The sequence below is a fragment of the Kitasatospora griseola genome (genome assembly GCF_044999035.1).
Lineage (GTDB): Bacteria > Actinomycetota > Actinomycetes > Streptomycetales > Streptomycetaceae > Kitasatospora > Kitasatospora griseola.
Map to the genome: position 1 here is coordinate 7,849,980 of NZ_CP173360.1, position 21,631 is coordinate 7,871,610.

Here is a 21,631-nt window from a genome sequence, read left to right on the forward strand (position 1 = left end):
CCGCCCGGTGCCCGCACGCTGCCGTGCGGGCACCGGGCGGTCGATCTAGAAGCCGCTGAGCGGGGCGTCCAGCGGGGTGGCCGCGCCGCCGACGGAGCCGGTGACCGGGGCGCTCAGGGCGACGGTCTGCCCGTTGAGCGCGGTCTTCACGAACTGCCAGCTGATGCCGTTGATGACGCCCTGGCTGAGCGGGGCGAGCTGGGCGAAGGCGGGCTGGCTGAGGTCGAGGTGGGTGGAGGCGCAGGACGGGCACTGGTCCTTGACCGGCAGGGTGAGGGTCTTGCCCTTGTAGGTCACCTTCACCGAAATGCCCTTGCAGAGCGGGTCGTTGTTCGGGTTGGCGGTGGTCCACCAGCTGGCGGGGACGGCCACCAGCAGCTGGGTGCCGGCGTTGATCTGGGTGCCGCAGGCGCCGTAGCCGGTGTCGTTGAAGTAGGTGGCCATACCGGTCATCGGCTGGTTGATCGGTATCGCGGCACTGGCGGAGCCGGCGCTCAGCGCGAGCAGGGCGGCCGCGGCGAGCGGGACGCCCGCCAACATCCTCAGGTTCCTACGGGTGGCACGCATGGTTCCTCCGCTTCTCGGCGCTCGGCGTGGCAGCGACAACTCGCCGAACTCCGACGGGAGTTCGGCGATCGCCCGGCCACCGGGAGGCACCGAACCTACGGAAGCAACCGTTCGTGGTCCACACTTCCGACATGTTGTCATGGACACGAGTCGGTAAACTTTGCGACCCGCCGACGAGAGTGCCTAACCTTCGGCCGACTCCTCCGCCCCGTGCGCGAGACGCTGCCGGGCGGTCGCGCCGCGGCGCTCGATCGGCAGGGTGCCGGTGGCGGCGCCGAGGCCGTACGGGGGCATGTCGCCGTAGATCGACTCGTACGAGCCGGGCGGGACGATGTACGTCTCGTGCCAAATGCCCACGTGCTGACGGGACTTGCGCTCGAAGCGGTTGATCACCGCCCAGGCCTTGCGGTGCAGCTTCTGCGGCGCGGAGGCGTAGGCGAGCAGCTTCTCCTCGGACTCCCAGTACTGGACCACGTAGTAGGTGCGCGGCGAGCCGCTGAGCAGTTGGTAGCCGAGCAGGCCGCTCTCCGGGTCGCGGGAGAGTTCGCGCAGCATCCGCGGCATCGCGAGGAAGACCGGGAACCAGTGGTGCGGCGCCCAGAAGTGGTTGATCCGCATGCCGATCAGGAAGAGGACGACCTTCCCTTCGGCGGCTGCGGTGGTGCGGCCCGGTATCGGCTTGGCGAACACGACGACCCCCTTTCGTCGGGCCGTCCATGATTGGATAGCCCCACTCATCAATGGCTTGGATAGTGGCACTCACCGATGGAGGGCACAAGGGGATGCGCCTGGCGGATCTCAGCGAACACAGCGGCGTCTCCCTCGCCACGATCAAGTACTACCTGCGCGAGGGGCTGCTCCCGCCGGGCCGTCGGATCAACGCCACCCAGGCCGAGTACGACGAGTCGCACCTGCGCCGGCTGCGGCTGGTGCGGGCGATGATCCAGATCGGCCGGATCCCGGTGGCCACCGTCCGGGAGGTGCTCGCCCACGTCGACGACGACTCCCTCGGCCTCACCTTCCGCCTGGGCGCGGCCCTCTGGGCCCTGCCCCACCCCACCGAGCCGTCCGCCGACGCCGAGGACGACCCGTCGACCACCGCCGCCCACACCCTCGTCGCCGACCTCCTCGCCCGCCTCGGCTGGCGCACCACCTGCGAGGTCGGCGACCTCAACCCCGCCCACCGCGCCCTGGTGGCCGCCCTCGCCACCCTCGACCGCCTCGGCTACCCCCTGGACACCGACGACCTGCTCCCCTACGCCCGCACCATGGAACAGGCCGCCGCCTACGACCTCGACCGGATGGAAGTCCTCCCCACCCCCCGCGAACAGGCCGAATACGCCGTAGCCGGCGCCGTCCTCTTCGAACCCGTCCTCCTCAACCTCCGCCGCCTCGCCCAGGCCGAGGAATCCGGCCGCCGCTACGGGCTGTAGCCGCGACAGCCGGGCCGGATTCCGCCAATCTGCCGCGAGGCCTTCGACGTTGGACCCGCGCGGGCATCGTCCCAGCTCGTGGGCGATGGCCGTGATCCGGCGCCGCCCGCCCGACCGTCGCGCACCGGGCCGGGGCCGAGGATCCGCCCGGGAAGGGGCGGCGTACGCCCCCGGCGCGCGTGTCCTGTTCATGACCTTCGGGCACTTCGAGTGCGGACAACCGCCCACCCGAGGCCCTCCGCCGCTGCTACACCAGCGGTCAGGCCGGCGCAGCGGGCGCCCACGAACGGAAGGACCACCGTGACGAGCAGCGGCGACCGGATCTGGGTACGCGGGCACTTCCGGCGCAGGGCCGGTTCCGGTTCCGGCGGCGCGAAGCGGTGGGGGGCGGGAGCGGTGCTGGGGATCGGGGCGGTCCTGCTCTTCCTGAACAACACCGTCGACGACACCAAGTCGCCGCAGCCCGCGCCGACCGCGCCCACCGCCGCCCCGGCCGGCCGTTGACGGCCGGGCCCGACCGTCCGTCCGCTGCGGCGAACCGGGGTCGGCGATGAGTGACGACGCCGTCAAGGTCGTGCTGTGGATCCTCGCCCTGGGCGCTGCCGTGGTGGTGCTGAAGGCGGCCTGGGCGTGGGCCGCCGCACACCTGCTGTTCCTGGGCATTGGCCTCGGCGGGATCGCCCTGCTGGTCGCGGTCGCCGTCGCCGTCGCCGTCACCACGGGCCTCGTCGGCCGGGTGGGTCCGTACGCCGGCCCGGGCCACGCGGTGGTGGCCGCGGAGTGGTCGGCCGGCTACACCCTCGACGACTTCGCGGGGTCCTCGCCGACCGGCTTCGAGGAGATGTGCCGGGCCCTGCTCGATCGGGACGGCTTCTCCGGCGCGCTGCGGGTCGGCGGCGCCGGCGACCTCGGGGCCGATGTGATCGCGCACGACGAGGACGGCCGGAAGGTGGTCGCCCAGTGCAAGCGCTACAGCCGGCCGGTCGGCAGCCGCGAGGTGCAGACCTTCAATGGCACCGCCTGGCCGGTCCACCGGGCGGAGGTGGCCGTCATGGTGGGCCTGTCCGGATTCACCGGCCCGGCCCGCGCGTTCGCGCGGCAGCAGGGCATCCACCTGGTCGACGAGGCCGCGCTGGAGCGTTGGGGCGCCGGGGAGCACCTGTACGAGGTGCTCGGCATCGCGGCCGCCGCCGCGTGAATGCCGGCGGATGCCCGCGCCGTCCAGGACGATGCGCTCTCCGCCGGGCAGAGGCGGGTCCGGCGTCCCGAGGGCGAGGGCGTCCGCGAGCAGCGGGAAGGCGTCCGGGGTGGAGCCGTCTAGGCCGTCGGCGACGAGGGCCCCGAGCAGGCGTTCGACCGGGCCGGCGGCTGCGGTGGCGGTGGCCGATCACCAGCGGCGGCACGCCCGGGTGAGCACGGATGATTGGGCACCGCCGGGTCGGGCAGGCGCGGAGGTGGATCGGGCCGACGGCGGGAAGGGAGTCGGGACCATGGACGAGGCACCGCAGGGCGGTGCGGGCGGCGTGCCCGTGCCGGAGCGGGACCGTGGGGAGCAGCGCGCGGCGGGTGGTGGCGAGGAGCGGGTGGAGCAGCGTGAGGAGTACCGCGTCGACGGGCGGCCGCCGACCGTGACGCACGCCGGTGGGGCCGTGCCCATCGACACGCTGCGCAGGCAGCCCCGCGAGGCCCATCGCGCGGAGGGCCGTCCGCCGACCGTGACGCACGACTGGTCGGACGAGGAGGAGGCGCCCGCGCACCGCCGGCGGCGGAAGTAGCAGGTCCGGTGCGGGGGCTGTCCGCGCCTGCCCCTACGATGACCGCCATGATGACAGGGGGCCCGGGTGCCCAACTCGTGGACGGCCGTTTCGAGTTGCTGGGGCGGCTGGGCGGCGGCGGCATGGGCCTGGTGTGGCGGGCCCGGGACACCGTGCTGGAGCGCGAGGTCGCGCTGAAGGAGGTCCGGCCGCCGGACCCGGCGATGCTCGCCGCCGACCCGGCGGCGGCGTTCGAGCTGCGCGAGCGGGTGCTGCGCGAGGCCCGGGCGCTGGCCCGGCTCCAGCATCCGCACGTGGTGACCATCCACCACATCGTCGACACGCCCGAACTCCCGCACCCTTGGCTGGTGATGGAGCTGGTGGCAGGCGGGTCGCTGCAGGACCGGCTGGCCCGCGGCCCGCTCTCCCCGCCGGAGGCGGCCCGGATCGGCCGCGGCGTCCTCTCCGCCCTGCGGGCCGCGCACGCCGCCGGCATCCAGCACCGGGACGTCAAGCCCGCCAACGTCCTGCTGCGTGCCGACGGCACTCCGGTGCTCACCGACTTCGGCATCGCCGCGCTCAGCGAGTCCACCAGCCTGACGGCGACCGGCGCGCTGATCGGCTCGCCCGAGTTCATCGCCCCCGAGCGGATCCGCGGCCACGAGGGCGACCCGTCCTCCGACCTGTGGTCGCTCGGCATGACGCTGTACGTCGCTGTCGAGGGCCACCACCCGCTGCGCCGCGCCACCAGCATCGCCACCCTGGCCGCCGTCCTCGACGAGCCGCTCCCGCCGCCGCGGCACTCCGGCCCGCTCGGCGCCACCCTCGTCGCGCTGCTCTCCCGCGACCCGGCCGACCGCCCCGGCCCCGACCAGCTGGACCGCCTGTTCGCGGCCGCCGAGCAGAACGTCGACGGCACCCTCGGCGGCGGGACGTTCGCGCCGACCCGACTGAACTCCCCCGTGCCCTGGACCGCCACCGAACTGAACGCCACCACCGCGCAGTTGACCGCCCGTCGGCGACGCCGGGGCCCGCTGCTGGCCTCGGCGGTGGCCGTCGTCGCGGCAGTCGGCCTGCTCGGCTGGTCGCTCAACGGCGGCGGACTGCACCTCCCCGGCCCCGACCGCGCCGCCGACTCCGCCCCGCAGACCCTCCCCGACGCCGGGGCCGGGGCCGACGGCGTCACCGCCACCGACCTGCTCACCCCCGACGGGGCCCGCGGCCTGGTCGAGGCGATCGGCTCCGCCACCGGCGGCGCGACCGTCACCCAGCTGGTGATCCGCTCGGAGTTCGCCACCGCCCGGGTGGTGACCAAGGACAACCCCAAGCACTACGACGACCTCACCTACCGCGCCGGCCGGATCACCAGCAAGCCCGGCGGCACCCTCGCCGCCAAGGAGAAGCCGGTGGACCTCGGCCGGGTCGACTGGACCCTGATCCCGGCCGGCCTGGCCAAGGCCCGGACCGAGCTGGGGGTCTCCGCCCCCAAGTCCCCCTACCTGATCGTGGACTACGGCTGGTTCGCCGACGAGATCACCCTGCGCTACTACCTCTCCGACGACTACGGTGGCGGCGGCTACCTCAGCACCGGCGCCACCGGCAAGGTCCTCAAGATCGCCAAGTCCGGCTGACGCCGCCGCACAACACCGCTGTGCTTGCACGGCTCGCCTGCCCTGGCTCTCCGGGTACCGGACGAGGCGTCAGAAGTGCGAAGCTGAACGCGAGTTGTCCGGGTAGAATCCCGCAACCCCGTTTGCGGGGTTCTGGGACACATGCGCGTTCCTAATCAGGCACCACAAGGGGCGGGGATTCGATGACTCCGGACGAACTTCAAGTGCTCTTCCGGCGGGCCGAGGGCGAGAGCCACGACTACAAGACCACGCTGCACGATACGTCCACTCACAAGGGCAAGGCCGATCTCGTCACCGATGTGATCAGTATGGCCAACACGCCCAGGGACGAGGACGCGCACATCGTCTTCGGCGTCAAGGACCGGGGCAACGGGCAAATCGACCTTCTCGGTGTGGGCAGCGTCCCCGACGACGCCGACTGGCAGCAGCTGCTGGCTTCCGCCATCGAGCCGACGCCCCGTTTCAGCCTGGAGCCCGTTCAGCTCGAGGGGACGTTGTACGCGGTTCTGACCATTCCACCTGACCGTCGCGGCCCTTTCCATGTCCGTCGCGAGTGGCGCAGCAGGCTCAACGAGCACATGGGCCCGGCAACGCTCGTGCATGGTGTCACGTACTACCGCAGGGGCAGTAGCAACGCCGTGGCAAGTGGCGAAGCGCTTCGGTGGATCGTCCAGTGGATGAACGGCGGCAGCCCTGAGCCTCTTCGCGGTGGCGACGCGCCCTTTGAAGATGCGTGGGAACGACTCATCGAACGTGTCCAGCACTTCAGCGATGCCCGCCGCTTCGTTCTCATCGCTCCCCGCATCGACGCATCCGGACTTGCGACGCTGCGAGGTCTGGCCGCACCTCCGTGGTCCGCGGTCATCGACCTCGATCCGCGCAGTGAGCAGGGCGGCCTGATGGGGGAACTCGAGAAGGAGGTATCCCTCGTCAGGAGCCTCTACCGGGTTCTGCCCTCGGACGAGACGATGGCCCTGGGCGGGCGAAACGCACTGCAGTGGATCTTTGCCAAAGACCTGGCCAAAGGCAGCGAGCCTCCGGCGCTCGTCTCCTTCCGTCACTGGTCGAGCCGGTACGGCCGAGACCTGAGCCGCCACCTCGCACAGCTGGCCGCGTCGCTGCACCCCGCACCCGTGACCTGTCTGATCCTCGGGTACGACACCTCTGAGATCCAGACCCTGCACTCGCTGCTCAACAACATGCTGGAGAACAGCGGCGATGCCCTGGACGTCGTGATCGCTACGGACGAGGCCTTCGCGTACGAGCAGGTGGCCGGCACGTTCGAGGCCGAAGTCATTCCCATCTCCCTGCAGCAGCTCTGTGCCGGTCTCGCCCGTCTGGAGCCGGAAACGAGCTCCTCCGGCGGGCCGCAACGCACCCTTCCCAGCCTTTCAGGGGCTCCCGTGGTGCTCGACCCTGCCGACGCCCCCTGGATCGAGGAAGAGATGGAGGTCCTCTATCTGGACCCTCCGAGCGAAGGGTCCGACGACGACAGGCGTGACTTCCTTCAGGGCAGCGAGATCAGCTGGTACGCGCTCAGCCGTCGGGCGGACGTCGACCGGAACAAGACCGCCAGCCTCCACACCAAGGTCGTGAGGGAGCTGGACCGCGGTGGCCGCGCAGTGCGGGTGAACCTCTATCACACATCCGGCGCGGGCGGGACGACAGTGGCTCGCCGCGTGCTGTGGGACCTCCACCACCTCTACCCCTGCGTCGTCCTGCTCGGCAATCCATCCGCACAGCATGTCGGCAACAAGTGGGCGGAGGATAATGCCGAACGCATCATGCGACTGGGAAACGTGACCCAGCGACGCGTCCTCGTGCTCGCCGAGAGCGGCCGGGTCCCTGAGCGCCTGTTGAACGACCTCTACGACTCGCTCCGGAACCGTCAGGCCAGTGCGGTCGTTCTTCAGGTGCTGCGGCGCGCCACATCCGTGATTGACGACCAGCGTGTCGTGCAGTTGCCCAGCTTTCTGCTCGACCAGGAAGCCGATCGGTTCCTGGAGGAGTACACCCGGGCCCGCCCCGACCGATCCTCCGAACTGGGCGTGGTTCGGCACAGCGGAAACCAGCGTGAGCGGGTCCCCTTTCACTTCGGCCTCGCCGCGTACGGCCGGGACTTCCTCGGGCTGGACCGGTACGTGACGGCCCGGCTCGATGGACTGGAGCCTGCTCAGCGCGAGGTTCTGCAGCACATTGCGCTGGCTCATCACTACGGGCAGAAGGGTATGCCTGCCCAACTCTTCGCAGAAACGCTCCAAGTCCCGGCCAACAGGTCGGTCTCCCTGAAGTCGCTACTGCCCGACCAGGCACTGGACCTGCTGGTGCAGGAGGAGCCGGGCGTGTGGCGGATGGCGCACGCGCTGTTCGCGGAAGAGGTGCTCGGCCAGTTGCTGGGCGCCGGGTTGCAGACCAAGAGCCAGTGGAAGGCGGGGCTCACCGATGCGGCGATCGGTTTCGCCCAGCTGTGCCGCGGCAGCGCCGGGGTGGTGGGAGACACTGAACTCGACCTCATCGAGCGGATCTTCATCTACCGGGAAAGCAGCGAGCTACTGGGCACGGAGCAGGCCGCCTCCCGGTCCTTCTCGCAGCTGATCGAGGACATCAGCCTGCCCAATTCGGCGGTTCGGCTGCTGGAACAACTGACACTGCTCTTCCCGTCGGAGTCCCATCTTCACGCCCATCTGGCCCGCTACCAGGCAGTCCGGATGCACGATCTCCCACGGGCGAAGAGCAGCATCGACCGCGCTCTGGAGCTCTCCGCCAGCGACTCCGTCGTCCACCACATGAAGGGCATGATCCACCGCCAGGAGGTCTATGACCTGATGGATCGAAAGACTCCCCTGGAACCGGTGGTTCGATCTGCCGAGGTCGCGAGCGAAGCATTCAGCACCTCCCGCGATCTGCGCAAGGACAACGAGCACGGCTACATAAGCGAGGTGCAGATGTTGCTGCGCCTCGCCGAATACGCACGCCAGCGGTTCGACGGCCAAAATCGACCGGCGTTCACCTACACCGGCGAGCCTCTTGTCGACACCGCTCTCGAGCGGTCCGAGGACCTGCTCGCGCAGGTGGCGCAGTTGCGGACGACTGAGCAGCCGAGCAAGTTCGCGGTCAGGTGCCGGGCACAGCTGGATGAGCTGTACGGCAAACACGAGGAGGCCGTGCAGCACTATCGGAGCCTCCTGGGACGGGCCGATGTCGATGTCCCTTCCGTGCGCCGTAGTCTGGTCTGGCTCTATCTGAAGAAGGCGGCAGGCCAGTGGCATGGCCTGAAGCCCAAGGACATGCGGACCGTTGAGACGCTGCTGCGCGAGAATCTCCGGGAGCGGGCGGGCGACGACCGGACCATGCGGCTTTGGATCAGAGCCGCCCGCCATGTGCCCGTCCCGCCGTCGGTCGACGAACTCGTCGGACAGTTCTCGACATGGCACCTGGACAATCCTTCGCTCGAGTCGAGCTACTACCTCTACGTGCTCCACGTCCTCAAGTACTTCGAGTCCTCGTCACCTGTGGCCCGCAGTGAGGCGGAACACTATATGGAGGAGTGCAGGAGGCGCGCCCAGTACCGCACCGATCGCACCAGGAGCTTCGAATGGCTCGGATCGGGCACGGGCATCAGCGGACTTGTCCATCAGTCACGCCTGGGCGAATGGGACAGCAGCCGTGACTTCTTCAAGAATGCGGCTCTGCTCTCCCGCGTCGAAGGCCGTGTGGGCCAGTACGTGGGCCCGACGAAGGGCTGGATCGATGTCGACGGCCTGCCGGTCTTCTACGTACCCGGTCGTCCCGGCCACCAGCGCCGTTCAGCGCATCAGCGCGTCAGCTGTGTCGTGGGCTTCTCCTACGAGGGGCTGAGGGCCTGGGAGGTTCGCGACCTCTGATGAGGCCGAAGGGCAGGGCAGTTGCCCGATCCTGCGGCTTCGCACCCAACCGGTAGATCTGCCGAGAGCCCCGCTGCCGCCCGCAGCGGGGCTCTTCGCGCCCTGTCTCAACGAGGCCGACTCGGGTGCGTCCGGCGGCGGGTGAGGATCGCATGGGTGGCGAGGCCGAACAGCAGGCCCCAGAAGGCGGAGCCGATGCCGAACAGGGTGGTGCCGGAGGCGGCGGCGAGCAGGGTCACCACGGCGGCGTCGCGGCCGGGTTCGGGGGCGAGGGCGGCGGCGAGACTGTTCTGCAGGGAGGCGAGCAGGGCGACGCCGGCGATCACCGCGACCAACTCCTTGGGCAGGCCGGTGAACAGGCCGACCAGCACGCCGCCGAAGCTGCCGACGAGGACGTACAGCGCGCCCGAGGACATGCCCGCGATGTAGCGGCGGCGCGGATCGGGATGGGCCTCCGGGCCGGAGCAGATCGCGGCGGTGATGGCGGCCAGGTTGACGCCGGGCGAGCCGAACGGGGCGAGCAGGACGGAGGCCGCGCCGGTGGCGCCGATCAGCAGCCGGTCGTCGGGCCGGTAGCCGAAGGCCCGCATCACGCCGAGCCCCGGCGCGTTCTGCGAGGCGAGAGTGACGATGGTGAGCGGCAGCGCCAGACCGACCAGCGCCGACCAGGAGAACGCGGGAACAGTGAGCACCGGCACGGTCGGACCGCCGACGCCGGGGTGCAGCCGCAGCCCGACCGTCGTCGCGGCGAGCACCCCGCCCACGACCAGGGCGATCACCACGGCGTAGCGCGGCGCGAGGCGCTTGGCGAGCAGGAACACCGCGAAGCTCCCGACCACCAGCACGGGTGCACCGTGCACGGCGCCGAAGATGCCGGTGCCGAACGAGAACAGGATGCCGGCCAGCATGGCATGGACGATCCCTTCGGGAACGGCGGCGATCAGTCGGCCGAACCACCCGGTGACACCGAACAGCGTGACGGCGACGGCGCTGACCAGGTACGCCCCGACGGCCTCCCGGTACGGGTAGTGGCCGAGGCTGGTGACCAGCAGCGCCGCACCGGGCGTGGACCAGGCGGTGACCACGGGCGTACGGGTCCACCAGCTCAACCCGAACCCCGTCACCCCACTGCCGATCGCCACCGCCCAGATCCAGGACGCGGTGTGCCCGGCATCCAACCGCCCGGCAGCGGCCGCCGCGAGCACCACCACCAGCGGCCCGGAGAACGACACCGCAACACACACCAGCCCGGCCAGCAACGCAGGCCCGGACACATCCCGCCACAGCCTCCGGCGCGACGGGTCCTCCGCCCCAGGGATAGCCGGTCGGACCGTCAGATCGTCTGTCATCCGGGCAGTATCCCGAGGCTCCGGACGCGAGATGACGCCGGGTCAGCCAACCGGCCCCACCGGCGACCACCACTGCTCACCCCCGCGGCAACGCAGGCTTCGGCACTTGACCGCCGACACCACCGGTCGGACTGTCAGCCCGCCTGCCACCCAGCAGGTGTCCCCGAACTCCCGAGCCGGGATGACGCCAACCCAGCCCCACCTGCCCGCACCTAGCCCACCAACCCCGGGCCCGCGCCACCAAGGCACCAGGTCGACCCGAGCCACCTCACCCTGCCACCATCCACCCTTCGCAGCAGCACCACCGCCCGGCTGCTCGCCCCGACAGGCCCGCCCGGCCCGCCACCACCGAGGCCAGAGCCACGCCCCGAAACCTTCGCCGTTCGCGCTCACCCACTGCGCAGGCCGGTGCCGACGCCGCCTCACCCAACCATCCGCCCAGCAGCACCCGGCTCCTCCCCCTTCCACTCGGCCCACCAGCCCGCCCGGCCCCCGCCATCGCCGCGCCCGACCCAAGCCGCGAAAGCGCCACCGGCCGCTCCACGCCGCAAGCCGACCCCACCTCGCCATCGGCCGCTCCACGCCGCGCAAGCCGACCCCGAACCGACCCGGGCCCAGGCCGCGAAGGCACCACCGGCCGCTTCCCGCCGCAGGCCGACCGCGCCCAGCCATCGCCCCGTCCTCACAGCGGCGCCACCACCTGGCCCCCGCCCTCCGCCGGGCCCGCCCGAGCCCAGGCCCGAAGGCGCGGCAGGCCGCTCCACGCCGCGCAAGCCAACCCGCCCCTTTCCGCCACCGCCGGGCACACCCAAGCCACCAACCCCTGAACCCCGAACACAGGCCGCTTCACGCCGCAACGACCGCTCCCGCAGCAGCGCCACCGCCCAACTGCCCGCCTCGCGTCCCGACCCCGGGCTCCCAGCCCACTCCCACCCCCGCCATCAAGCAAATATCCATCACTACACACCAGCTTGCCTAAGTTACTTAGGGAACTGCATGATGAGCATAGGCAAACGAGGAGAGGCCATGGCAGCCGAAACTGAACCGACGAGCTCCGCGCAGGACTTGATCACCACCCCCGTCACCGCGCAGCTGCTGCGCGGTCACCTCGAACTGGAGGGGACGGCGCACGGGCTGTTGCCGCACCGGCTGCCGGCTGCGGCTCGGCGGCAGGTGCCGGATCGGCAGCTGGCCGTCGCGGAGGCGCAGCCGTCGGGGGTGCGGGTGGTGTTCCGGACGGCGGCGACGCGGATCGAGTTGGACGCGTTGCCGACCAGGCGGGCCTACCGCGGGTTTCCGCCGCCTGCCGACGGGGTGTACGACCTGCTGGTGGACGGGCGGTTGACGGCGCAGGCGACGGTGGCGGGCGGCAACCTGCGGACCGTGACGGATCTGGTGACGCAGGAGGCCGAGTTGACCGAGGGGCCGGTCGGCACCGCCCGGTTCGACGGGCTGCCGGGGCGGGCCAAGGACGTGGAGATCTGGCTGCCGCACACCGAGGTGACCGAGTTGGTCGCGCTGCGCACCGACGCGCCGGTGGAGCCGCTGCCGGAGCGCGGGCGCCCGGTCTGGCTGCATCACGGCAGTTCGATCAGCCACGGCTCCAACGCCGCCCACCCGACCGGGACTTGGCCGGCCGTCGCGGCGGCGCGCGGCGGCGCGGAGCTGGTCAATCTGGGTTTCGGCGGCGGCGCGCTGCTCGACCCGTTCACCGCCCGCACGATCCGTGACGCCCGGGCGGACCTGATCAGTGTGAAGATCGGCATCAACCTGGTGAACAGCGACGCGATGCGGCTGCGCGCGTTCGGGCCGGCGGTGCACGGTTTCCTGGACACCGTGCGCGAGGGCCATCCGCACACGCCGCTGCTGGTGGTCTCCCCCGTCCTGTGCCCGCTGCACGAGGACACCCCGGGCCCGCTGATGCCGGACTTCTCGAACGGCGAGCTGCGGTTCAGGGCCACCGGCGACCCGGCCGAGCGCGCCGCCGGCCGGCTGACGCTGACCGTGATCCGGGACGAGCTGGCCCGGATCGTCGGGCTGCGGGCCATGGCCGACCCGTACCTGCACTACCTGGACGGCCGCGAGCTGTACGGCGAGCGCGAGTACGCCGAACTCCCGCTGCCGGACGGGCTCCACCCGGACGCGGCCGCCCACCGCCGGATCGGCGAGCACTTCGCCCGGCTCGCCTTCGGCCCGAACGCACCGTTCGGCAAGGGCTGACGGCGCGTCAGGCCGCTGCGGCCCATTCGAAGCCGTCGAGGTCGGTGAACGCCGCCGTGCCGACGGCGTTCACGGTGAGCCGGTGCGAGCCGCTGCCGTCGGGGGCGACGCCGAGGTCCTTGGCGAGGGCGCGGCGGCGGTAGAGGGCGAGCTTGACGGGGCCGTCCCCGGCGTCGAACTCGGCGTAGGTGCGACCGAAGCTCTTGGCGACGGTGAGGCCGTGTTCGACGTAGAAGCGCTTGGTGGCGGCGAAGTCGGCGACGCCGAGCAGCAGCACGAAGTCGTCGATGCGGCGGGTGGCGGGGCCGGTGTCCTTCTTGGCGGAGGTGGCGAGCTTCCAGATCGCGCCGTCGGGGGCCTGGACGACGCCGCCGTAGCCCCACAGCGACTTGGCGGCGGGCTTGATCACGGTCGCGCCGGCGGCCGTGGCGGAGGCGACGAAGCTGTCGACGTCGGCGGGCCGGGGCACGGTGAGGGCGAGGGTGAAGCCGCGGAAGCCGCTGGTCGGCTCCGTCGCGGGGCGCAGGCGCAGCCGGGTGTCGTCGAGGTCGAACGCGTCCGCGTAGAAGCAGGCGGCGGCCTCGGGGTCGGCCACGTCGAGGGTCAGGGTGTCGATGATTGCCATGCCTCGACGGTAGGCGCGGCGGCCCGCCGGGGGCTTCTCGATTCCTGACCGTTCGAACGCCGCGCCCGCGCGGGTCTCAGGTCCGGCTGGGCGTGATCAGGTCCGGCTGGGCGTGATCAGGCCCGATTCGTAGGCGGCGATGACGGCCTGCGCGCGGTCGCGGACGTCGAGCTTGGCGAACAGGCCGGTGATGTGGTTCTTCACCGTGGACGGGCTGATCTGCATGGCGTCGGCGATGGCGGTGTTGTCGAGGCCGGTGGCCATCAGCCGCCAGACTTCGCGTTCGCGCGGGGTGAGGTCGGTGGCGGCGGGGACGTCGGCGGTCGTCGGGGCGGGGCGCGGGGCCCGGACGTGGGTGGCGATCAGGCGGGTGAGCAGGCGGGGCGCGACCACGGCGTCGCCGGCGTGCACGGTGCGGATGCCGGCGGCGAGTTCCTCCGGGGAGACGTCCTTGGGCAGGAAGCCGTGGGCGCCGGCCCGCAGCGCGGAGACCACGTACTCGTCCAGGTCGAAGGTGGAGAGGGCGAGCACCCGGCAGTCGGGGAGGGTGCGGGCGAGTTGTTCGGTGGCGGCGACGCCGTCGAGGACGGGCATCCGCAGGTCCATCACCACCACGTCGGGGCGCAGGCGGTGGGCGAGGTCGACGGCCTGTTCGCCGTTCTCGGCCTCGCCGATCACCTCGAAGGACGGGTTCGGGGCGAGGATCAGCGTCAGTCCGCGGCGGACCAGGGGCTGGTCGTCGACGACCAGGACGCGGATCGCGGGGGCGGCGGCGTTCATGCGGACACCTCTCCGTGCTGGAGCTCGGCCTCGGCCGTCTCGTCGGCGGTCAGGGGGAGTTCGGCGAGCACGGCGAAACCGCCGTCGGGGTGCGGGCCGCAGCTCAGGGCGCCGCCGTGCAGGGAGACGCGTTCGCGCATGCCGATCAGGCCGTGGCCGCCGCTCTCCCCCGCGCTGCCGCCGCCCGTACCGCTGCCGCCGCCCGTACCGCCGCCGGCGCCGTCGTCGCGGACCGACACCAGGACGGCGTCCTGGCGGTACGTCAGGCGGACGGTGGCGCGGGCGGCGGGGCCGGCGTACTTGCGGGCGTTGGTCAGCGCCTCCTGGACGATCCGGTAGACCGTCAGGCCGAGGGTGGGCGGCAGCGGGCGCGGGGCGCCGTGGACGGCCAGTTCGGTGGGCAGGCCGGCCAACCGGGAGTCGTCGACCAGCCGGGCCAGGTCGTCGGCGCCGGGCTGCGGGGCCGGCGGGACGGCGTCCGGTTCGTCGCCGGCCCGCAGCACGTCCAGCAGTTGGCGCATCTCGCGCAGCGCGAGCCGGCCGGAGGACTCCAGGGTGACCAGGGCGTCCCGGACCACCTCGGGGTCGGCGAGGTTGGCGCGGGCGCCGCCGGCCATCAGCTGCATGGTGGTGATGTGGTGGGCCACGATGTCGTGCAACTCCCGGGCGATGCGCCGCCGTTCGTCGGCGACCGCGCGGTCCGCCAGCAGTCGGCGGTTGGCGGCCACCTCGCGCTGCCAGCGGGCGACCACCAGGGCCGCGCCCGCCACCAGCAGCGCGGAGGCCGGCGCGGCGACCACGGCGTCCCAGGCGGGGACCCGGAAGTGGCTCTGGGTCACCACCGTCAGCGCCGAGGTGACGGCGACGGCCGCGGCGGTCACCCGGATCCGGCTCTGCCGGGCGAGGCTGAACAGCGCCACCATCAGGACCGCGCCGAAGTGGATGGCGACCGGCCCGGCCAGGTTGACGCCCACCTGGAGCACCAGGACGGCGGCGTACGTCGGCAGCGGGTGGGTGCGTCGGAACAGCAGCGGCAGCCCGGAGAGCAGGGCGAGCAGGAAGCCGGGCACGTTGGAGCCGCCGGTGACCGCCGTGGACAGCAGGTAGCCGATCAGGTCCAGCAGGCCGGCGCCGACGGCCACCAGTGCGTCGTTCCGGCTCCACGGCAGGCCGTCCGGCCGGCGGCGCAGCTGCCCGCCCGTGTCCCTGTCTCCCCGGTGCCCGCGCATGTCCCGTCTCCCCGTCGCCGGGTCGCCCCCGGGTCGCTGATCAGCAGTGATGCGGCCATTCTCGCACCGCGCCGACGGGCTGGTCGTGGCCCCCCGGGGCCATCGGGCACTGGGAGCAGGGTCCTGGGTCCGGGCGGGCGGCGGGAGCCGGGCCCCCGGTGCGGATCGTCCGCCGCCCCGACGCCCCGGGCCCCTGCCGCCTGATGAGCTGTGAACAGGCCGGGAAGTCCCGGCATCGGCACCGACGTTCATGTCCACCGGGGACGTGCGCGTCCATCAGCGGGAGGGTTTCGTGATCCGCGCACTGACCGGATTCGCCACCAGGAACGCCTGGAAGGTCATCGCCCTGTGGGCGGTCGTCGGGATCGGGCTGACGTTCCTCAGTCCGATGCTGTTCTCCCGGGTCGTCCAGTCGCAGACCGGGGACTTCCTGCCCCGCAGCTACGACTCGGCGGCCGCGCTGCGGATCGCCGAGGACCACTTCGGCCTCGACCCGGACGCCACCGTCGTCACCGTGCTGGTCGCCCGCACCGACGGCCGGGCGCTCACCGACGGCGACCAGCAGCGGATCGAGGCCGGGGCGGCCCGGCTCGGCGAGCGGCGCGTCGCCATGCCGAGGCTGCCCGACGAGCCGTCCTTCCTGCTGCCCGACCACTCGCAGACCCCGCGGGTCGCCCCGGCGATGCTCGCCCCCGACCGCAGCTTCGAGCTGCTCGCCGTCGCCATGACCGGCGACACCGGCGACCAGGGCGTGCAGAAGGTCTACAAGGCCTTCCGGGACAGCGCCCGCGCCGAGTTCGCCGGGGCCGGGATGCGCACCGGGTTCACCGGCGGCCTCGCCGACGCCAGTGACAGCGCGGACGCGAACCGGACGGCCGCGGCCGTCGGCGGTGCGCTGCTCATGGGCCTGATCGTGCTGCTCAACGTGCTGGTGTTCCGCAGCGTGCTGGCGGCGGTGCTGCCGCTGCTCGCCGTCGCGATCATCGGCGGCGCGGCCGCCGGGGCGGTGGCCGGGATGGCGGCGCTGACCGGGCTGAAGCTGGCCCCGTCGACCCAGAGCCTGATCTCGGTGGTGCTGCTCGGCATCGGCGTCGACTACCTGCTGTTCCTGCTGTTCCGGTTCCGCGAGCAGCTGCGGGCCCGGCCCGACCAGCCCGCCCGGGAGGCCGCCGCCGAGGTCTCGGGCCGGGTCGGCACCGCGATCACCTCCGCCGCGCTGACCATCGTCGCGGCGTTCGCCACCCTGGGCGTGGCGAGCTTCGGCCAGTTCCGCTCGCTCGGCCCGGCCGTCGCGGTCGCCGTACTGGTCATGCTGCTCGGCAGCCTCACCCTGATGCCCGCGCTGCTCGCGGCCTGCGGCCGGGGAATGTTCTGGCCGTCCCGCGCCCTGCGCCGGCAGCCGCGGGAGGGCGTCGCGGGCCGGTACGGCGAGCTGGTCGCCCGGCGGCCGGTGGCCCTGCTGATGACGGCCGTCGTGCTGCTCGGGGTGCTGACCGCCGGCGTCGCGGGCATCCGGATGAACTACGGCCAGGGCGGCGGCACTTCCGACACCCCGGCGGCCGCCACCGCGGCGGAGATCGCCCGGGCGCTGCCGGCGGGCGTCTCCGACCCGACCACGGTGTACCTCACGGCGAAGGACGGCGGGGCCGTCAAGGTCGAGCAGTTCGACGCGCTCGCCCGCGAGTTGGGACGGGTGGACGGCATCGGCCAGGTCGGCCGGCCCGCGCTGAGCCCCGACGGCCGGGCCGCCCGGATCGACCTGTACCCGACCGCCGACGCGCAGAGCAAGCAGGCCCGTGACCTGGTCGCCGGCCCCGTCCGGGCCGCCGTCGCCGCGCACACCCCCGCCGGGACGAGCGCCCATGTCGGCGGCACGGCGGCGATCTTCGCGGACATCTCCACCGCCGTCGACCACGACCTGGCGCTGGTCTTCCCGGTCGCGGCCGGACTGATCGCCCTGATCCTGCTGCTGCTCCTGCGCAGCCTGCTGGCCCCGCTGGTGCTGATGCTCGCGGTCGGCGCGGGCTTCGCGGCCACCCTGGGCGCGGCGACGCTGGTCTTCCAGCACCTGCGGAACGGACCCGGCGTCGACTTCACCCTGCCGCTGGTGCTGTTCCTGTTCGTGGTGGCGCTCGGCACCGACTACAACATCCTGATCACCGACCGGATCCGCGAGGAGATGCACCGCCCCGGCCCGGCCCGCGCCGCCGTGGCCCGCGCCGTCCGCCACACCACCCCGACCATCGCCACTGCCGGCCTGGTGCTGGCCGGTTCCTTCGCCACCCTGGCCGCGACGCCCGGCACCGAACAGACCGCCTTCGCCCTCACGCTCGGCATCCTGCTCTCCGCCGGCGTCCTCTCGCTGGCCCTGGTCCCGGCCGTCGCCGCCCTCCTCGGCCGCGCGCTCTGGTGGCCGCTGCGCACCACGGACGCGCCGCGGGGGAACCGGTCGGATGCACCGCACGTCCCATCGGCGGTCCGTCAACACCTCTGAGAGGACAACGAGTTGAACCGCCGTACCGCCGTCGCCCTGCCCCTCGCCGCGGGAGCGTTCGCCCTGCTCACCGCCTGCGGCTCCGCCACCACCGGCACGCCCGCCGTCGCGGTCGCGGCCCCGCCCTCCGCGTCCGCGCCCTCGGCCGACACCACGCCGTCGATCGCCGTCGCGGTGACCGACACGGCCTCGGCCCTCGGCGAGCAGGGGCGCGGCGAGTTCGGCGACACCTACGGGAGCCTGTCGGTCGACGCCCACCACGTGGTGCTGTACGCCACCGACCCGGCCCGCGCCAGGAGCATGGTCGAGGCCGCGCACCGGGCCCACCCGGACACCGCCGGGGTGGACGTCGAGATCCGGGCCTGCCAGTACACCGCGAGGGACCAGTCCCGGGCCTCCGCCCAGGTGTTCGCCGCCCAGCAGCGGAAGCCGTTCTCCTTCCCGGTCTTCGCGTCCGGGTCCTCCCCGGACGGCACCGGCATCGTGGTCACCACCTCCGAGGAGGGCGCGAAGTCGCAGGCCTTCGTGCGGGAGGTCCAGCAGGCGGCCGGTTCCGTGCCCGTCCGGGTGAACGCCGGCAGCCAGGCCTCCGCCGCCGATCCGACCGCGCTGGCGCCGGTGGCGTCCGGCTGACCGTGCGGAAGCCCCTCGGAGCGGGTCGCTCCGAGGGGCTTCCGCACGCCCGGGTCAGGCGCTCGGCGCGGCCCGTTCGGCGGTGCTGCGCAGCACGCAGAACTCGTTGCCCTCGGGGTCGGCGAGAACGGCCCAGCCGGTGCCGTCGGGGTTGCGCCGGTCGGCGACGAAGGCGGCGCCGAGGGCCAGCAGCCGCTCGACCTCCCCGTCGCGCGGGGTCTCGGGGCGCAGGCACAGGTGGACCCGGTTCTTGACCGTCTTCGGCTCGGGCACCTGGTTGAAGTACAGCACCAGCCCGCCGCCCAGCTCGACCTGCGTCTCCCCGTCCCCCGGCTTCGCCGCCGGGTCGACCGGGCGCCCGGTCACCTCGCCCCAGAACCGGGCCAGTTCGTACGCGTCGGCGCAGTCGATCGCCACGTTCTGCACTACCGAGACCATGCGGGCGAGTCTCCCCGAATCCCCGGCCGGACGCCAACCCGGCGAGGCGGGCGGACCGCCCGGCCGGGCCGGTGTCACCGGGACGGGCCGTCAGACGGTGTCCTTGACCTTGATCTGGCCGCTGTCGATGACGAAGTCCTGGTTCCCGAATCCCGGGCTGAGGCACTGCCAGATCTTCGCCCGGTCGCCGTTGTTGCGGGCACCGCCCACGTCCAGGCACATCTCCCGGCCGGACCCGATGGTGTCCTTCACCTTGATCTGCCCCCGGTCGACCACGAAGTCCTGGTTCCCGAAACCGGGGCTGAGGCACTGCCAGATCTTCAGCCGGTCGCCGTTGTTGCGGGCACCGCCCACGTCCAGGCACATCTCCCGGCCGGACCCGATGGTGTCCTTCACCTTGATCTGCCCCCGGTCGACCACGAAGTCCTGGTTCCCGAATCCCGGGCTCAGACACTGCCAGATCTTCGCCCAGTCCCCGTTGTTGCGGGAACCGCCCACATCCAGACACATGGTGCTGCCGCCCGCGCGCGGCGAGCCGACGGCGGTCGCGGGCGCGGCCAGGGCGAGCAGGCCGGCGACGGCCAGGGCCGTGAACGCGGTGGTGGAACGGGACATGACGTACCTCCGTGGGTGCACCGACGAATGCGGGGAGGCGCGGTCGCCGCGCCTGCCCGGTGTCGGCAAGGCTGGCAGCGGACGGCCGTGACACGCCCGGGTACGAACCAGCAGCCATCCGATGGAGTGTCATCCGGTTTGAAATCCGTTCGGCGTCACATCGTTGACACTCCGTCAGTTGCACAGCCGGGCGAGTTCGGCGTCGAGATCCGCGCCCGCCGGCTCCGCGCCGGACGGGACCAGGGCGAAGGAGTCGCGCAGGAACCCGGCGACGGCCTCGTCGGGGATCCGGACGACGGCCCGGCCGGTGCGCCCGCACAGGGTGACGTGCACGGTGGCGCCGGGGCCGGGGGCGACGGCGACGTCACCCCCACCGGTGGGGGTGCGGCGTCCTTCGTCGAGCAGCGCCCGGGCGAACCACCACTCGACGGGATCGTCGTCGGGGTGCAGGGGCGGGAAGAACAGGCTGACGGCGTACGGGTCGGTGGAGTCGTACCGCAGCCGGGCTTCGATGGCGGTCTCCGGGTAGGGGCTGAGCGGCAGGGTGACGCGGGTGGTCCGGGCAGCGGTCACGGCCATGCGGGGCGGGCTCCTTCAACGCTCGGCGACGCTTCGTCGGTGGTCGCCGACGGCTACCCCGCCCCGCCCGCCCCACCGCTTCGCACCCCGAATCTTCACAACCCCGGGCCCGCCGGCTGCTGCTCCAGGTAGTCCTCGTACACCGCGACCTTGTACCGGACGATGTCCAACGAACGCTGCAGTTCGGCGAGTCGGCCCAGCACCCGGGCCTCGTGGGCGGGCGGGGTTTCCATCGGATCAGCACAGGAGAGTTGATCTAGAGCCCACTCCAGCTCCTACAGTGGCCGTCGGCGCGCCGCACAACCGACAGCGGGACAAAGGGGATTGACCATGCGTTACCGGACTCTGGGCGGCACCGGCATCGAGGTGAGCGCACACTGCCTCGGCACCATGATGCTGGGGTCGGTCGGCAACCCGGACCACCAGGAGGGCATCCGGCTGGTGCACGCGGCGCTCGACCACGGGATCAACTTCGTCGACACCGCCGACATGTACTCGGCGGGCGAGTCGGAGGAGATCGTCGGCAAGGCGCTGCAGGGGCGGCGCGAGGACGTGGTGCTGGCCACCAAGGTGCACTTCCCGATGGGCCCGGGGCCGAACCGGGGCGGCAACTCGCGGCGGTGGATCGTGCAGGCGGTGGAGGACAGCCTGCGGCGGCTGCGCACCGACTGGATCGACCTGTACCAGGTGCACCGGCCGGACGGGCGGACGGACGTCGAGGAGACGCTGTCGGCGCTGGGCGACCTGGTCCGGCAGGGCAAGATCCGGGCGTTCGGGTGCTCGACCTTCCCCGCGGAGGAGATCGTCGAGTCGCACTGGGTGGCGGAGCGCCGGGCGCTGCCGCGGTTCCGCACCGAGCAGCCGCCGTACTCGATCCTGGCCCGCGGCATCGAGTCCTCGGTGCTGCCGGTGGCGCGGCGCTACGGCATGGGGGTGCTGACCTGGAGTCCGTTGGCGTCGGGGTTCCTGACCGGCCGTTACCGCAAGGGCGGGACGATCGACCTGTCCTCGGGGCGGGCGGCGCTGCACCCGCACCGCTTCGACCCGACCCTGCCGGTGAACGTCCGCAAGCTCGAAGCGGTGGAGCAACTGATCGAACTGGCCGACGAGTTGGGCTGCACGCTGCCGGAACTCGCGGTGGCGTTCCCGCTGGCGCACCCGGCGGTCACCTCGGTGATCATCGGCCCGCGCACCGTGGAGCAGCTGACCGGCCTGCTGAAGGGCGCCTCACTGGTGCTCGACGACGCGGCGCTGGACCGGATCGACGCGATCGTCCCGCCGGGCACCAACGTGTACCACCCGGACGGCGTCTGGACCTCCCCCGGGCTCGCCCCGTCCGCGCTGCGCCGTCCGGCCGCCGAGCGCGCGGCGTCCGACGGCTGAGGAGCACCCGTTCGTGC

20 protein-coding genes are annotated in these 21,631 nt (G+C 72.4%); 10 read left to right on the forward strand and 10 right to left on the reverse strand.

Annotated elements, in window-relative coordinates; genetic code table 11:
* Positions 1–45: 45 nt before the first annotated feature.
* Together ACI1MP_RS34940 and ACI1MP_RS34945 are read right to left on the reverse strand one after the other, a co-directional pair.
* Positions 46–567, reverse strand: a complete 522-nt coding sequence (locus ACI1MP_RS34940; protein ID WP_404870468.1) for a cysteine/serine endopeptidase inhibitor — start codon at positions 565–567, stop codon at positions 46–48.
* A gap of 183 nt (positions 568–750) precedes the next feature.
* Positions 751–1,257, reverse strand: a complete 507-nt coding sequence (locus ACI1MP_RS34945; RefSeq protein ID WP_404870469.1) for a DUF4188 domain-containing protein — start codon at positions 1,255–1,257, stop codon at positions 751–753.
* Positions 1,258–1,349: 92 nt separating this feature from the next.
* Between ACI1MP_RS34945 and ACI1MP_RS34950 the strand changes: the two genes are divergently transcribed.
* The 6 genes from ACI1MP_RS34950 (at position 1,350) to ACI1MP_RS34975 (ending at position 9,269) form a co-directional block, all read left to right on the forward strand.
* Entirely contained in the window at positions 1,350–2,000 is a 651-nt protein-coding gene (locus ACI1MP_RS34950; protein WP_380333287.1) for a MerR family transcriptional regulator, read from the forward strand.
* Positions 2,001–2,300: 300 nt separating this feature from the next.
* Positions 2,301–2,504: a hypothetical protein gene (locus ACI1MP_RS34955; RefSeq protein ID WP_404870470.1), complete on the forward strand. Its 204-nt coding sequence runs from the start codon at positions 2,301–2,303 to the stop codon at positions 2,502–2,504.
* Positions 2,505–2,550: 46 nt separating this feature from the next.
* Positions 2,551–3,198, forward strand: a complete 648-nt coding sequence (locus tag ACI1MP_RS34960) for a restriction endonuclease (RefSeq protein ID WP_404870471.1) — start codon at positions 2,551–2,553, stop codon at positions 3,196–3,198.
* Positions 3,199–3,490: 292 nt separating this feature from the next.
* Positions 3,491–3,775: a hypothetical protein gene (locus ACI1MP_RS34965; protein ID WP_380333285.1), complete on the forward strand. Its 285-nt coding sequence runs from the start codon at positions 3,491–3,493 to the stop codon at positions 3,773–3,775.
* A gap of 47 nt (positions 3,776–3,822) precedes the next feature.
* Positions 3,823–5,385 carry a serine/threonine-protein kinase gene (locus ACI1MP_RS34970; RefSeq protein ID WP_404870472.1) on the forward strand — a complete coding sequence of 521 codons (1,563 nt, stop codon included), beginning with the start codon at positions 3,823–3,825 and terminating at the stop codon, positions 5,383–5,385.
* Positions 5,386–5,567: 182 nt separating this feature from the next.
* Positions 5,568–9,269 carry an RNA-binding domain-containing protein gene (locus ACI1MP_RS34975; RefSeq protein ID WP_404870473.1) on the forward strand — a complete coding sequence of 1,234 codons (3,702 nt, stop codon included), beginning with the start codon at positions 5,568–5,570 and terminating at the stop codon, positions 9,267–9,269.
* Positions 9,270–9,376: 107 nt separating this feature from the next.
* On the opposite strand, the gene ACI1MP_RS34980 is transcribed toward ACI1MP_RS34975, so the two are convergent.
* Positions 9,377–10,618, reverse strand: coding sequence for a benzoate/H(+) symporter BenE family transporter (locus tag ACI1MP_RS34980; RefSeq protein ID WP_404870474.1), 1,242 nt, complete (start codon positions 10,616–10,618; stop codon positions 9,377–9,379).
* 1,026 nt (positions 10,619–11,644) lie between these two features.
* Between ACI1MP_RS34980 and ACI1MP_RS34985 the strand changes: the two genes are divergently transcribed.
* Positions 11,645–12,838 (forward strand): GDSL-type esterase/lipase family protein, encoded by a 1,194-nt coding sequence (locus tag ACI1MP_RS34985; protein WP_404870475.1) that lies wholly within the window; start codon positions 11,645–11,647, stop codon positions 12,836–12,838.
* A 7-nt stretch (positions 12,839–12,845) separates the two neighbouring features.
* Here ACI1MP_RS34985 and ACI1MP_RS34990 read toward each other — a convergent pair whose 3' ends face one another.
* The 3 genes from ACI1MP_RS34990 to ACI1MP_RS35000 all read right to left on the reverse strand — a co-directional run bounded on the left by ACI1MP_RS34990 (position 12,846) and on the right by ACI1MP_RS35000 (position 15,472).
* A complete protein-coding gene (locus ACI1MP_RS34990; protein WP_404870476.1) occupies positions 12,846–13,463 on the reverse strand; it encodes a glyoxalase in 618 nt (205 codons plus the stop codon).
* Positions 13,464–13,559: 96 nt separating this feature from the next.
* Complete coding sequence (locus ACI1MP_RS34995; protein WP_380333279.1) at positions 13,560–14,243, reverse strand: response regulator; 684 nt, start codon at positions 14,241–14,243, stop codon at positions 13,560–13,562.
* On the reverse strand, positions 14,240–15,472 hold the full coding sequence (locus tag ACI1MP_RS35000) for a sensor histidine kinase (protein ID WP_380333278.1): 1,233 nt from the start codon (positions 15,470–15,472) through the stop codon (positions 14,240–14,242). The genes ACI1MP_RS34995 and ACI1MP_RS35000 overlap by 4 nt, the downstream gene beginning before the upstream one ends.
* A gap of 292 nt (positions 15,473–15,764) precedes the next feature.
* Here ACI1MP_RS35000 and ACI1MP_RS35005 point away from each other — a divergent pair, with 292 nt between their 5' ends.
* The gene (locus tag ACI1MP_RS35005) at positions 15,765–17,966 is read left to right on the forward strand and encodes an MMPL family transporter (protein ID WP_380333277.1); all 2,202 of its coding nucleotides are present in this window, start codon (positions 15,765–15,767) and stop codon (positions 17,964–17,966) included.
* A 12-nt stretch (positions 17,967–17,978) separates the two neighbouring features.
* Positions 17,979–18,599, forward strand: coding sequence for a hypothetical protein (locus ACI1MP_RS35010; RefSeq protein WP_380333276.1), 621 nt, complete (start codon positions 17,979–17,981; stop codon positions 18,597–18,599).
* Positions 18,600–18,653: 54 nt separating this feature from the next.
* Here ACI1MP_RS35010 and ACI1MP_RS35015 read toward each other — a convergent pair whose 3' ends face one another.
* The 4 genes from ACI1MP_RS35015 to ACI1MP_RS35030 form a co-directional block, all read right to left on the reverse strand.
* Positions 18,654–19,037 carry a VOC family protein gene (locus ACI1MP_RS35015; protein WP_363474220.1) on the reverse strand — a complete coding sequence of 128 codons (384 nt, stop codon included), beginning with the start codon at positions 19,035–19,037 and terminating at the stop codon, positions 18,654–18,656.
* 90 nt (positions 19,038–19,127) lie between these two features.
* Positions 19,128–19,652: a ricin-type beta-trefoil lectin domain protein gene (locus ACI1MP_RS35020; protein WP_404870477.1), complete on the reverse strand. Its 525-nt coding sequence runs from the start codon at positions 19,650–19,652 to the stop codon at positions 19,128–19,130.
* Between the two features lie 174 nt (positions 19,653–19,826).
* A complete protein-coding gene (locus ACI1MP_RS35025) occupies positions 19,827–20,231 on the reverse strand; it encodes an SsgA family sporulation/cell division regulator (RefSeq protein WP_380333273.1) in 405 nt (134 codons plus the stop codon).
* Positions 20,232–20,326: 95 nt separating this feature from the next.
* The gene (locus ACI1MP_RS35030; protein WP_404870478.1) at positions 20,327–20,464 is read right to left on the reverse strand and encodes a hypothetical protein; all 138 of its coding nucleotides are present in this window, start codon (positions 20,462–20,464) and stop codon (positions 20,327–20,329) included.
* A 97-nt stretch (positions 20,465–20,561) separates the two neighbouring features.
* On the opposite strand from ACI1MP_RS35030, the gene ACI1MP_RS35035 reads away from it, so the two are divergent.
* Positions 20,562–21,614 carry an aldo/keto reductase gene (locus tag ACI1MP_RS35035; protein ID WP_100586493.1) on the forward strand — a complete coding sequence of 351 codons (1,053 nt, stop codon included), beginning with the start codon at positions 20,562–20,564 and terminating at the stop codon, positions 21,612–21,614.
* The last annotated feature ends 17 nt before the right edge of the window (positions 21,615–21,631 follow it).

Bases quoted from the DNA above. Each gene is read 5' to 3' on its own strand.
- ACI1MP_RS34940 (WP_404870468.1), bottom strand. From the start codon at position 567: ATGCGTGCCACCCGTAGGAACCTGAGGATGTTGGCGGGCGTCCCGCTC.
- ACI1MP_RS34950 (WP_380333287.1), top strand. From the start codon at position 1,350: ATGCGCCTGGCGGATCTCAGCGAACACAGCGGCGTCTCCCTCGCCACG.
- ACI1MP_RS34960 (WP_404870471.1), top strand. From the start codon at position 2,551: ATGAGTGACGACGCCGTCAAGGTCGTGCTGTGGATCCTCGCCCTGGGC.
- ACI1MP_RS34965 (WP_380333285.1), top strand. From the start codon at position 3,491: ATGGACGAGGCACCGCAGGGCGGTGCGGGCGGCGTGCCCGTGCCGGAG.
- ACI1MP_RS34970 (WP_404870472.1), top strand. From the start codon at position 3,823: ATGATGACAGGGGGCCCGGGTGCCCAACTCGTGGACGGCCGTTTCGAG.
- ACI1MP_RS34975 (WP_404870473.1), top strand. From the start codon at position 5,568: ATGACTCCGGACGAACTTCAAGTGCTCTTCCGGCGGGCCGAGGGCGAG.
- ACI1MP_RS34980 (WP_404870474.1), bottom strand. From the start codon at position 10,618: ATGACAGACGATCTGACGGTCCGACCGGCTATCCCTGGGGCGGAGGAC.
- ACI1MP_RS34985 (WP_404870475.1), top strand. From the start codon at position 11,645: ATGGCAGCCGAAACTGAACCGACGAGCTCCGCGCAGGACTTGATCACC.
- ACI1MP_RS34990 (WP_404870476.1), bottom strand. From the start codon at position 13,463: ATGGCAATCATCGACACCCTGACCCTCGACGTGGCCGACCCCGAGGCC.
- ACI1MP_RS34995 (WP_380333279.1), bottom strand. From the start codon at position 14,243: ATGAACGCCGCCGCCCCCGCGATCCGCGTCCTGGTCGTCGACGACCAG.
- ACI1MP_RS35000 (WP_380333278.1), bottom strand. From the start codon at position 15,472: ATGCGCGGGCACCGGGGAGACAGGGACACGGGCGGGCAGCTGCGCCGC.
- ACI1MP_RS35015 (WP_363474220.1), bottom strand. From the start codon at position 19,037: ATGGTCTCGGTAGTGCAGAACGTGGCGATCGACTGCGCCGACGCGTAC.
- ACI1MP_RS35020 (WP_404870477.1), bottom strand. From the start codon at position 19,652: ATGTCCCGTTCCACCACCGCGTTCACGGCCCTGGCCGTCGCCGGCCTG.
- ACI1MP_RS35025 (WP_380333273.1), bottom strand. From the start codon at position 20,231: ATGGCCGTGACCGCTGCCCGGACCACCCGCGTCACCCTGCCGCTCAGC.
- ACI1MP_RS35030 (WP_404870478.1), bottom strand. From the start codon at position 20,464: ATGGAAACCCCGCCCGCCCACGAGGCCCGGGTGCTGGGCCGACTCGCC.
- ACI1MP_RS35035 (WP_100586493.1), top strand. From the start codon at position 20,562: ATGCGTTACCGGACTCTGGGCGGCACCGGCATCGAGGTGAGCGCACAC.